This window comes from Marinibactrum halimedae (genome assembly GCF_021234875.1).
Lineage (GTDB): Bacteria > Pseudomonadota > Gammaproteobacteria > Pseudomonadales > Cellvibrionaceae > Marinibactrum > Marinibactrum halimedae.
On sequence record NZ_JAJQVM010000003.1, the window covers coordinates 63,065 to 75,183 of the forward strand.

A 12,119-nucleotide genomic window follows, 5' to 3' on the forward strand; every position below is an offset into this window, starting at 1 on the left:
TTTTGTAGGGAGAGCTTTTATCGTACGGCTTTTATGGGTGAGTGTTGGGTGAGATATTCATTTTTTTGTTTTATTAATATGGCATGGTTTGTGTTAAGCACCCAATAAAGGGGAGTGAAGGGCTGTAAGCTGCCGTGGTAATAAAAAACGATTGAATACGGTATAAAAAATCACATTTTAAATGCCGAATTGGAAAATTGAAATTGGGGTGGGTGTTAATGGCCAGTCGTTTGCCGATTGTAGTATCTTTGTTGTCTTTATTGTTTCTGACTTCAACTGCTACGTTTTTTTGGGGATACTCAGTAAAGGCAGAAGTGCGATGGCCAGCCCCTTTGATAGATAAAGCGTGGGGTTATCTTATGCGCTTTTTTACCACGGGGATGCTTGTACCCCCTGGTTTAATCGTACGTGAAAGTCCGCATTCACAAGGTGATTTTTACAGTGAGGTGGAGGACGGCCTGTATCGTTATGTGATGAAGTATGATGTGAGTCGTGGTATTTACATAGGTCAGCTAATGGATAGTAAGGGCGTCGTCTTAATGAGTTGGCCCCTTGGTGGTGCACAGTTGACAGGTAGCGTTGATTTGCTTGGCAAAAACCCTCATGCGAATATTGTGCTTCCAGATGGCGATATTATTGTCAGCTTTACCGCCACGGATAAAATGATGGCGCGAGTCTCCCCTTGTGGTGAGGTAAAATGGTTCAAGGGCGATTACTACCATCACTCCTTTGATATCGATAATGACGGTTTAGTGTGGACGTGGCTTGGAAGTACCAGTACGTATTCTCAAGATCAATTATTGGTATCGATTAACCCTGAAACGGGTGAGCATGTTGAAGAAATTGATTTTGTTGAAGATGTTCTTAAAGAAGATAAATTCGCAAAAACAATGATGGGGTTGCCAGAGTATTTTTGGGATGAGCAAATACGTTCTTATGAAAATAGGGCGTCGGATTTGTTTCATCCGAATGATGTAGAAATATTGGATGAGGAGCTTGCTGAAGCGTTTCCCATGTTCAATGCAGGAGATCTCCTCATTAGTTTACGAAACTTGAATTATATTGGTGTAATTGGTCGTGAAGAGAAAAAAATAAAGTGGGGTTTTATGGGGCCATGGCGGCATCAGCATGACCCAGACTTTCTTAAAAATGGTAAAATCTCGGTTTATAACAATAATTTTTTAGTTGGGCCTGAGTACGAAAAAAGAACGAATCTATTGGTGGTTGATCCGGCAACGAATCGAGTGATCAACCCAATGTCTGGTGATTATCCTTATTTTTTCTCAGAAACGATGGGTAAACACCAATGGTTAAACGAGCATTATGTTCATATCACTATTCCAAAGGAGGGACGGTTTATTGAGGTGGATACCAGAAGTAATCAAGTGGTTTATGAATTTAATAATCGTGCGATAGAAGGGTTTAATGCTATCGTACCCAATTCGTATGTACTAACAAGGGAGTATTTCAATGAAGATCCTAAAACATTTGCGTGCAATCGTGATGTCTAACCAGGGTGGGCTAATCTCAGGTATTGCTATTCTTTTCTATTGTTCTCAGGCTTCGGCTTACGTAGGGCCAGGGTTGGGTTTGGGAGTGATCGGAGCCATCATTGGCACCGTTGTGGCTGTCATTTTGGCGATATTCGGTTTGGTGTGGTACCCCATTAAAAGCGCAATGAAAAAGAAAAAAGCCGCAGGTGGTGCGCCATTAGAAAGTATGGCTGCTAATAAGGAGTCAGATCATAAAGAAGGGAATAGTGAACACAGTATCTCTGCTCAGGCCCATGACGTATCTTCTGAGTCGTTGTCGTCTGAAAACATGCCCTCTGAAAATGGTTCGTCTCCAAATAGTTCGTCTCAAAATAGATAGGAATTGATTATGTTTGCAGTCGTGATGCTGGCATCAATTGTCTTTTGGGAACTTTTTATTGTTGTTAAAGCCAATAGTACTGCCAAGGAGCTGTTGGGAATTACGAAGCAGTCATTGGGTGTAATTCGATCGGAAAGCATGGATGACGATGAGAAGGCCATTGCCATGCAAAAAAATAGCCTGAATATGTTAAAGCAGGTCTTTCTGTGCTGTTTGAAAATTATGGCTGCGTTATTTGGCTCTTTTGTTGTGTTTTATATGGCCCATATCACTGGGGGATGGACGCTAGAAGAGTTAGCGCTTTACAGTGTTAATCCTATCGTCTTAATTGCTGTTGTAATTTTATTGGTTGTCTATGGGAAGATAAGACATGCCGTCATCGGAAAACGTATCCAGTAATCAAAATTATTCATTTGTTGATCGACTTATTCACCGTATCGCTTTTATCCACCCTATGGTTCAACGCTCATTAGGAGGCATAGAGGCGGATATTTTTAAGTCAGATTTACAACCTGCAAAAATTGATCGACCAACCTTTGTGACCGGCTTACCTCGTGCGGGCACAACGTTAATGCTTGAATCTTTTTATTCAACACAAACTTACGCCACGTTTACCTATCGTAATATGCCGTTTTTGTTAGCCCCTTTGTTGTGGGAAAAGCTCAGTGGTGGATTTCAAAAAAAGGGGGAGTTACAAGAACGAGCGCACCGTGATGGAATGGAAATCTCCTTTGATAGTCCTGAGGCATTTGAAGAGGTTTTATGGTTAAATTTTTTCCATGATCGTTATGTGGACGAGGCGCATTTAAACTGTATTCCCCAACAATGGATTACTTCCGAGTTTGTCGAATTTTTTGAAGCAACGATTAAAAAACTGTTAGTGGTCAATCAGCAAAAGAATCCTTCTGGGAGTAAGGTCAATTCACTGCGTTATCTGTCAAAAAATAACGCCAATGTTTCTCGCTTAGAGAGCATTAAGGCCGTTTTCCCGTCCAGTGTGATCGTGGTGTGTGTGCGTGATCCTGTTACCCATGTTCACTCTTTAATCTCTCAACATCAGCGCTTTTTAAACATGCATGACGACGATAATTTTTCGAAAGATTACATGCGTTGGATTGGGCATTATGATTTTGGCGGTAATTTTAAACCCCTTAAAGTGAGTGATGAGGTGGTTTCACCTAGTAATGTGGCGCAGTTGACGCCTGCTTATTGGTTACGCTATTGGATTGAGGTGTACCGCAAGGTAATGGAAAGCTCGGTTAAGCCAATTATCGTTTGTTATGAAACACTGAATGAAAAGCCGCAAGATACCTTAACGTACATTGCAGAGTTAGCCGAAGTTCAAAATTCTTCTGCGTTTATTCAAAATCACACGAATATTCGTGGGATTTCTAATAAACAGTCCGCGTTAGACGTGCCTATTGAGTTATTGAATGAGGCATACGATATTTACGAGGCTTTGAAAATTCGATCTTGTCGATAGTGCACTTAACCTGTGTGGATTTACTTGCTTCTTTTTACTACGATGGGGCGATGTATATGAACTAAGGGCGCACTGTTGATATGAAAGTAAATGATATGGAAGTAAAACGGGTTTCAGAAAAAGTCATCCATGGGTTATGCACCAGAACCGATAACGCGACAGAAATGACCCCCAACAAAGGGAAAATTCCGGCACTGTGGCAACGGTTTGATGAGTCTGTGCCCGTTGACTACAAGGGTGGCGAAAGAGTATACGGTGTGTATTTCGATTATGAGACAGACCATACTGGGGAATTTACCGTCTTGGCCGGGTTTGATGGGAAAACACTTCCTGCGGATGTCAGCTTGCAAGAAGTCATTATTCCAGCGGCGAAGTATCTTGTGTTTACTCATAAAGGTGAAATGCCACAGATTGCTATTGATGCCTGGACAGAGGTTTGGAATTATTTTTCTGAGGGACATTCAGAGTATGAGCGGTTATATTCAATGGATTTTGAGTACTACCCAAGCGCCGGTGAAATAGCGGTTCATATTGCGATTAAGTGATGGCCTCCTGGCTCTTACGATAGTTTCCATTATCTTTTCACTTTATCCTCTAAACAAACTCAGGTGATTGTCCCAGGCAATATTGTCCCAACCAACATTGTCCCAAGTAACATTGTCCCAAGTAACAGTGGAAAATGAGAATGTACTTTTTTCTCTCTCCTTTTTCAGTGTGCGTTTGTTGATTTTCTGTGGCTGATCTTGGTGTGGTTGAAACGAAAGCTTTTGGAGTTTGCCAAAACCATTACTCGCAATAAAGGTTTTATTTTCATCACTGTAAACCAAGCCTGCGGTATCTCGCATGGGAATAGAGTCAATTAGGGTACGGTGATGTATATCCCAGGCGCTGATGATATTTCCCTTCGGCGAAGAGACCGCTGCAGATTTTCCATCTTGAGAAACGGCAACACTGGCGATGTATTGTTTAAAACGCATCCATTCAATATCGTCGGCTTCCATGGCATGGAGTGGGCAGCCCATTTCGTGTGAGAACACTAATGGCATTGGATCATTTGTGCCTCCTTCAAACTGAGCACCGACTACGACTTTATGATTGGATGTGACGTCCAAATGCCTCAAACTGAGTTGATGGTGTGGTGGTATGACTTGGTCGAGTAATTCTCCGGAGCGCACATCAAGATAGGAGAGGTTGGGTGCCATGGTAGCAAGATTGAGTTTTTTTCTTCCTTTTTCTGGGTGGGTTAAAATACCTCCGTTGGCAATCACCAGAGTGTGAGTGTTCACTAAGTGTTTTAGTTGATGAGGCCCGATGCCATGTGTGTTGAGTTCGCCCACTCGCTTAAAGTGATCGTGAATATCGTAAACGCCTAAGCAACCGGTTTGTTCTTTGAAATTATTCTCGGTGCAGAATAAAAGGCCATTGTGTACCACACCATGCCCATAAAAATGCCGATGAGGAGCACTGGTGATGATCTGTTCGAGACGCCCTGTGCTGACATCCACAACATAGCTTTGAGTTCCAGGACGGCGAGCAAAAAAAAGCGCCTTATTGATTTCTGGTATAAATAAACTGTCATGAGCTCGGTAAGGTACTGGAAGGGCAAATAGTAACTTACCGTTGTTAGAAATGGCGCCGACATGATGTGTATTTTTATAATCAAAGGCGGAAAAAAGAATGCTTGCTTCCGTACTCCGTTCAGTATTTTCTACTCTTAATGTTTCTTTTATTTCACTGGCGTTCGCATTTTGAATCGTACTTTTTGAATGCAAAAGTTGATGATGTTTTATGGCAAAGCCAGTCGAGATGGTGAGAGCAGTAGCTCCGCCACCGAGCATAAGTCGTAAAAGTTGTTTGCGAGAGAGACGATGATTGAGATGCTTCATGTAATGCCTTAATCGCCATCGTTGTTATTAAAGCCAAGGGTTAATCCTAGTGCGGCGGTGACATCATGACTTAATACCTCAATCAGGGTCGTTAAATGTGTCTGCATTTTTTCCAATGAAGGCTGCGCGGCGTCCAATTGGGTAAAAAGGGGAGCCGGTGTTTCGGATAGCGCACTGTTTAATGCAGTGAGTTCTCGTTCAATGTGCTCGGCGTAATCACTGTTATTGGTTTTGATCAGGTAAGTACGTAAGCCGCCCCGATTAAAAAATTGGTGGAACGCTTCAATGTTATTACGAATGTACACCAGTGAACTTTGGCTTCGCCAAGCTTCCAGAAAATACGGGTTAAGTCGAGCATTCTGACGCTCACTGCCAAGAGGCTGACCAATTTTTTGATTCTTCAGTATTTCCAGTTGCGATAAGTAGGCATCTAATAATATGGCTACGACGGCTAGCTCGCTGGAAAACTCTGCGTCGTCACTGTAGGTAAACAAATCGTTTTGGTAAGAGTGCCAGCCTTTGGTCAAGCTTTGGGCAATACTGCTCAATTGTTGGCTGATCAGAGGTACTAATTCGCAGTAACGCTCTGGTTTGCCTGCACTCATCGCTTGAGGATCAAAGAGTAAAAATTCCAAGGCGCTGAAGCCTTGAGCGACGACGCTGGCCTGGCTGAGTTGCTTAGACGTTAGTGGTTCAGTTTGGGAAAGTAAACCTAATGTTTTTTGTGCGACGAGGTTTTTTTTATCTGGCCAGAACTGTAACTTCCAATCTAAATTTTGCTGGCTGATTGGGCCGAAACGAATGGCTTGAATCGTGGACCAAGCTGCCATAGTGTCGTGCCAGTGAATTTGAAGCTGTTCTTTTTGAATAGGCTCATTATTTTCATTACAGAAAGTGTGGCTGGCTTCTGATAATGCGATCGAAGATTTTTCCAGCCCCAAATAGCTAGGAATAATGATGTGCTCTGTTGTAGCACGCACAAACGCATGTTCAGGTGATTCGGATGAACAACCAAATAGAGTGAATGCCGCAATATTCACACTAAGTATTATTCCTGCTTTTTTCCTGCAGGAAAGAAAGGTCGTGACAATATTGTTAATGACGCAATAGGACATGTTACTTCACTCTTTTTGATTGTGCTTTTTCTTCTTATCGAAACACTTTTTATATGCAGTCTTTTATGTACGGTCTTTTATGTACCGCCTTTTATGTACAATATTTAAAGGCTCTCTAAAAAAGACAGTAATGATTGTCTGTCTTCCGTAGAGAGTTGCTTAAATTGCACTTGGCTCTGCTCGGCTTCGCCACCATGCCATAAAATCGCTTCGGTTAATGTGCGTGCTCTTCCATCATGAAGGTATCCAAATTCACCGTTCACCGTTGCTGTTAATCCAATTCCCCATAAAGGAGGTGTGCGCCATTCACTGCCTTTTGCATCAAATTCAGGGTGATTATCATCTAGGCCCTCACCCATATCGTGTAAGAGCATATCTGTGAATGGGTAAATAGTTTGGTTAGTTAGCCAGGGCTGCGGGATATCTAGGCCAATGCCGCTTTGATCTTCTGTGGTTTGCCATTTTTGGTGATGACAATTTTCACAGCCCGTTTCAACAAAGAGGCGTGCACCTTGTTTGACTTGTTCACTGTCGGCGTTTCGCCGCTTCGGCACGGCTAAGTTTGCGCTGTAAAAGGTGACTTTTTGAAGAATATTTTCACTGACTTCCGGTGCGCCACCCGTGGGGGCACTTTCGCACCGGGTTTGGTATTCGGTGCAATTACTGTTCATAAAGACTGGCGTGGTTAAGCCCATGTCACCATTAAACGCTGCTGCATTTTGTTGTTTTAATGTAGGTTGCCCAGCCTTCCAGCCAAATCGACCTAATTGCGTTTTATTTTTCGTCGCATTCCAGACGGAATTAGCGGTGCCTGAAATTCCGTCGTTATTGCGATCATTCGGATCAGCACCTGCCAAAATAGCGGCTTCAGGAATAGAGGCTAATAACCCTAGCCCAATGACAGGTGAGGCGATACGAATGGAATATTGAATGTTATTTAATGGGCCATAGGCTGGATTATTGAATTGTGCAATGGGTTTTCGTAACGAAACTGTCTCACCGTCGGCCAGTGTGACGGTTTGATACTCGTATTTTAATGCTATGTTTGCTTCAGGTGTGTGGCCGGGTATGGCAAAGTCTTGTAATTGTCCGCCGTAGCGAGGATGTGGGGTGGAAGCTTCTCTTGGTTTTTTTCCATCGCCAATACTTAAGCGAATCAACATGGAAACATGGTTATCTTCCAGATTGGCAGGAAGGTGTCCACGTCCATCTTTAATATGGCAATTTTGGCAGGCATTTGTATTAAACAAAGGGCCCAATCCGTCGCGGGCATCGGTGGACGCAGGGGCGATCACCCAAGGGTTGCGAAAAAAACTATTACCAACACTAAAATCCAATCGTTGTTGAAAGGGCATATTGGCGGAAGGCAGTGAAAACGCATTGCTGGTTTGATTATTGACACTGGCTTCGCCCGCCAACTTATCGGGGACATTCAATTCGCTAGTGTGTCTTTGCGTCTGTGGCTGTTTGTTGTCACTGTCGCCGAGAGTTGAACTGTCAGGATTAATGCCGCATGAAGCCATTAGAAGGCATAGGCTGGTAACAAGGCTTGAGCGTTGAAGCAGTTTAAAAGAAGATAAATTCACGGTTTTGGCGGTGAGAGGCTTTGGAATGATGGAGAGTGTGATGGCTGGCTTTTGCATACGTCTCGAATCTGTAAGAGGAAAAATGTGTGTAGTTAATGAGTACTCATGAACGTGATCGTTAGCGCATGATAGTGATTTAATATTAAGTTCTTCGGTGTTAAGTGCTTGCTAATGCCAAGCGGGTAACCCAATAGTAATAGTACCCGCTTGGCGATGTGTTACGATCGATACAAATCAAAAATTATGGTCTGCATTATCAGGGTTTAAGTTTTCAATCTTAAGTGTTCGTGCGACTTGTTCTAGTAGTGCGGTTTCGTTAACCAATGCTTGAATGGCATCATTAATCATTTTGGCGCCGGGTTTATTGCCACCGGCAATTAACTGGTCAAATTTTTCAGGAGATTGAGCGGCCTCAGCTTTATCGACAATACGCTGTAGTTTTGCTTGTGAAGTCGTAAAGGCGTGTTGTAATTGTTGATCTAGAGAATTGTTCTTATTGGCGATTAATTCTGATAGAGAATCACCATTAAACAGTTTGCCATCAATGCGCTGGTATTCATTCAGGTACACATTTTTAATGCCCATTGCATTGTAGAAGTGTGAATAATGGGTGTTGTCACTGAAGCAATCGTGTTCATCTTCCGGAGAGTTGGCCTCTAATGCGACTTTCATTCGTTCGCCGGCCAGCTCACCCAGCGCCAATGACCCCATGCCAAAGAGCATTCGGGTCATTGCTTCTTTTGTGGGTAAGGCAAGCAAGGTTTGGCGATAATTGTTTGTCGCATCGGGCGTCCATTGTTCGACCATATACGTGAGGTCTTTCACCAGTAATTCTGTTGTGGCCAATAAATATTCGGCTCGTCGATCGCAATTGCCATGAGTACATTGCTCCCCTTTGGCAAAGTCGGTGTAAGGACGGCTGCCTGCACCAGCTTTGGTGCCATTAAGGTCTTGCCCCCACAAGAGAAATTCAATAGCGTGATAGCCTGTTGCAACATTGGCTTCTGAACCACCAAGCTCGTTCAGATTGGCCAATAATTCACCGCTTAACGGCTGTAGGTTGATTGTCTCAGCCCCTATTTTTAAGGTCTGGCTTGCGATGATATTGGCGGTAGCGCCGGGATTACCGAGTTCGCCTTGATAGCTATTGTCCACATAATCAATTAAGCCTTCATCCAGTGGCCATGCGTTAAGTTGTCCTTCCCACTCATCCACAACAGCGTTACCGAAGCGAAAAACCTCAGATTGTTGATAAGGTACGCGAGCTGCCTTCCATGCGTCTTTTGCGGCTTCCAGATGTTCTGCAGAAGGCGCTTCAACTAATTTTTTGGCTTGTTGATGTAAGGTTTTTGCGGTGATCAAAGAGTCTTCATAAACCACATGAGCAAGGTCGGCGTAGCTCATTACCACCTCTTTTTCTGTGACCGCTAGGCTGTTTTGGCACACGAAACCAAGGGTGGTAAAAAGAACGGTTTGAGAGAACATTAAGCGTGGCATGACTACTCCTAATATTGTAATCAGTAATATTGTAATCAGTGACAGTATTGGTATCCGGCACGACACTATTTCGTGGGCAGATATTAGTAATAATAAGAACTATTATCAATGGTTGATCATCGGCTTATTCTTTCGTCTCAACCAATAATTTGTATTAATAATGAGCAATGTCGGAAGGTCTAAGGGTTATTCATGTTGCGGTTGTTTTGCTTTATCACACTAAAGTTGTCAGTTCGTATGTGAAATTAAGTATTTGTTCATCTGTAAGGGTATTTAATGATTGCCACCTAAAAGGATTGAGAGCCAAAAAACAGAGAAAGGACGTCACTGCCATGAAAAACGTTTATGACAGTTTGACCAAGACTATTTCCCATGCTTGAGTTGAAGGTTTAAACGTATCAAAGATAAGCTGCGTGTTTTACTTGTTTCTTATTATGCTTGTTTCTTAAATAGCACCATTGTATTCACGCAATTCTATCAATAATAAAACACTATCTCCGAACCAAAATAATGTCATTGGGGATTCAACCGCAACAGGAGTGATTACATGAAACGTCTATTAACGATTAATGCTTTGGCCGCCACAATTGCTATTGGGTCTTTTCCCGTTTTTGCCGATCAGGGGGCGGGCTTTACCGTAACGCCGGGAATAGGTTATTACACTTTTGATAATGATCGCGAGTTGGACAATCATGTATTTGGCTCAATTGGGCTGGGCTATCAATTTGCCAACCCTTGGTCTATTGAGTTTTTATATTTGCGTGGAGATACTGAGGCTGAGCTAACGTCTGAAGCCGATGTGCTTATGGAGCAATTTCGACTGGATGGTTTGTACCATTTTCCGCGACAAGAGAATTGGCAAACGTACCTTGCAGCAGGATTGGGAGATAACCAATACAGCGACAGTTTTGATGCAGAAGAAACCATTCTAAATGCCGGCGGCGGTTTGAAGTACTTTTTTAGGGATAATGTTGCCCTGCGTTCTGATTTGAGATTAATTCATAGTCTTGACGAAGAAGATTTGGATGTCGCTCTAACATTGGGATTAAACATTTTATTGGGTGGCACCACGACAGCGGCAGCAAAACCTGCACCGATGCCCGAAAAGAAAATGATTGAAGATAATGATCAAGATGGTGTACCTGATGATCGAGATAATTGTTTGCAAACACCGACAGGCGCGCCAGTTGATAACCTAGGTTGCGCATTGGATAGTGACAACGACGGCGTTATCGATTTACGTGATCAATGCCCTGACTCAGCTGCAGGAGCAAGAGTCGATGAGACGGGGTGTTACATCAAATTATTGGAAGATCGTGAAGTTCGCCTAAATGTGCAATTTGCCAATAATTCGGATGTAGTAACACCGCAGTTTTATTCAGAAGTAGAGCGTGTGGCGAGCTTTATGCGCGAATACCCTGGTACGTCAGTGGTGGTTCAAGGGCATACCGACGATCGCGGTTCGGCGGCATACAATCAGCAATTATCAGAACGTCGAGCCCGTGCAGTAGCTGCGGTGTTGGTTGAGCAATTTAATGTCGATTCCTCTCGTGTTTCTGCTATAGGGTATGGTGAGGAGCGCCCTCTAGTAGATAATGATACGGCAGAAAATCGAGCTAAAAATCGACGTGTTGTGGCGGTGGTAAAAGCCCAAGTTGAAACAATTGCACAATAAAAATCATTATTTGCCATGGTATGGAGATGTTGTGGCCAAGGTATTGCTATGAAGCCTTGGCTGTTTTCAGTTTGAAGTAATTTTTTCTTCTTTATCTTTAGTGGGAACGTGATTTTATGAATGTTAATGAAATAATAGAAAAGTTGCCTGGCTTGGGTGTGGAATATACGATCAAAATCATTTTGGCAGTTGCAATTTTTGTGATTGGTAAATGGTTAGCAAAATCAATTACCCGATTGATGGCAAAAGGCTTGGAAAAAAAAGGAATTGAAAGCACTCTTTCGTTCTTTGTAACCAATATTCTTTATTATTTATTAATTGTCGTTGTTATTATTGCGGCGTTGGGTCAACTGGGTATTCAAACTGCCTCGTTTGTTGCAGTCATTGGTGCCGCCGGCCTTGCAGTAGGCTTGGCTTTACAAGGGTCTTTGTCTAATTTTGCTGCAGGTGTCATGCTAATTTTGTTTCGCCCTTGTCGAGTTGGCGACTATGTCGATGTGGCGGGTGTGTCCGGCACCGTAAAAGAAATTTCTATTTTTGCGACGACATTGTTAACGGTGGATAATAAAACGGTTATCGTTGCAAATTCTGCAATTACCAGTGGTAATATTGTCAATTATTCTACACAGTCTACTCGCCGTGTTGATTTTCTCTTTGGGGTTAGTTATTCCGCAGATATTAAAAAAGTAAAAAGTATTTTGTTAGAAGTGGCTCAGTCAGATGAGCGAGTCTTAAAAGACAAAGAGGTGACATGTGGAGTGGTTGAATTGTCTGATTCTTCTGTGAATTTTGTTTTGCGGCCATGGGTAAAAAAAGAAGATTATTGGGGAGTCTATTTTGATACCATGGAAGCAGTAAAAGCACGCCTAGATCAAGAAGGTATTGAAATTCCTTTCCCGCAAATGGATGTGCATTTAGATAAATAAGGTGAGTCCAAGAAGTTGGGCGCAAAAAATGCGGTTTTTTTCTAGTACACTGAAGGATGGCTGGATTTTTACAGCCATC

General features: G+C 42.8%; 11 protein-coding genes. 7 read left to right on the plus strand and 4 right to left on the minus strand.

Annotation, left to right across the window (positions count from 1 at the left end; genetic code table 11):
* Positions 1 to 359: 359 nt before the first annotated feature.
* The 5 genes from LU351_RS02635 to LU351_RS02655 all read left to right on the plus strand — a co-directional run bounded on the left by LU351_RS02635 (position 360) and on the right by LU351_RS02655 (position 3,900).
* The gene (locus LU351_RS02635; protein WP_232592450.1) at positions 360 to 1,511 is read left to right on the plus strand and encodes an arylsulfotransferase family protein; all 1,152 of its coding nucleotides are present in this window, start codon (positions 360 to 362) and stop codon (positions 1,509 to 1,511) included.
* Positions 1,471 to 1,872 (plus strand): hypothetical protein, encoded by a 402-nt coding sequence (locus tag LU351_RS02640; protein WP_232592451.1) that lies wholly within the window; start codon positions 1,471 to 1,473, stop codon positions 1,870 to 1,872. Before LU351_RS02635 ends, LU351_RS02640 begins: the two co-directional genes overlap by 41 nt.
* A gap of 9 nt (positions 1,873 to 1,881) precedes the next feature.
* Positions 1,882 to 2,271 (plus strand): hypothetical protein, encoded by a 390-nt coding sequence (locus LU351_RS02645; protein WP_232592452.1) that lies wholly within the window; start codon positions 1,882 to 1,884, stop codon positions 2,269 to 2,271.
* Positions 2,243 to 3,355 (plus strand): sulfotransferase, encoded by a 1,113-nt coding sequence (locus LU351_RS02650; RefSeq protein ID WP_232592453.1) that lies wholly within the window; start codon positions 2,243 to 2,245, stop codon positions 3,353 to 3,355. The genes LU351_RS02645 and LU351_RS02650 overlap by 29 nt, the downstream gene beginning before the upstream one ends.
* An 80-nt stretch (positions 3,356 to 3,435) precedes the next feature.
* On the plus strand, positions 3,436 to 3,900 hold the full coding sequence (locus LU351_RS02655) for a GyrI-like domain-containing protein (RefSeq protein WP_232592454.1): 465 nt from the start codon (positions 3,436 to 3,438) through the stop codon (positions 3,898 to 3,900).
* A gap of 42 nt (positions 3,901 to 3,942) precedes the next feature.
* Here the strand turns inward: LU351_RS02655 and LU351_RS02660 are convergent, their stop codons facing one another.
* The 4 genes from LU351_RS02660 to LU351_RS02675 form a co-directional block, all read right to left on the minus strand.
* Complete coding sequence (locus tag LU351_RS02660; RefSeq protein WP_232592455.1) at positions 3,943 to 5,241, minus strand: DUF1513 domain-containing protein; 1,299 nt, start codon at positions 5,239 to 5,241, stop codon at positions 3,943 to 3,945.
* A gap of 8 nt (positions 5,242 to 5,249) precedes the next feature.
* The gene (locus LU351_RS02665; protein WP_232592456.1) at positions 5,250 to 6,281 is read right to left on the minus strand and encodes an imelysin family protein; all 1,032 of its coding nucleotides are present in this window, start codon (positions 6,279 to 6,281) and stop codon (positions 5,250 to 5,252) included.
* A gap of 179 nt (positions 6,282 to 6,460) precedes the next feature.
* Positions 6,461 to 7,999 carry a di-heme oxidoreductase family protein gene (locus LU351_RS02670; protein ID WP_232592457.1) on the minus strand — a complete coding sequence of 513 codons (1,539 nt, stop codon included), beginning with the start codon at positions 7,997 to 7,999 and terminating at the stop codon, positions 6,461 to 6,463.
* A gap of 177 nt (positions 8,000 to 8,176) precedes the next feature.
* On the minus strand, positions 8,177 to 9,439 hold the full coding sequence (locus LU351_RS02675) for an imelysin family protein (protein WP_232592458.1): 1,263 nt from the start codon (positions 9,437 to 9,439) through the stop codon (positions 8,177 to 8,179).
* Positions 9,440 to 9,986: 547 nt separating this feature from the next.
* Here LU351_RS02675 and LU351_RS02680 point away from each other — a divergent pair.
* Positions 9,987 to 11,114: an OmpA family protein gene (locus LU351_RS02680; protein WP_232592459.1), complete on the plus strand. Its 1,128-nt coding sequence runs from the start codon at positions 9,987 to 9,989 to the stop codon at positions 11,112 to 11,114.
* 116 nt (positions 11,115 to 11,230) lie between these two features.
* Complete coding sequence (locus LU351_RS02685; protein ID WP_232592460.1) at positions 11,231 to 12,040, plus strand: mechanosensitive ion channel family protein; 810 nt, start codon at positions 11,231 to 11,233, stop codon at positions 12,038 to 12,040.
* The last annotated feature ends 79 nt before the right edge of the window (positions 12,041 to 12,119 follow it).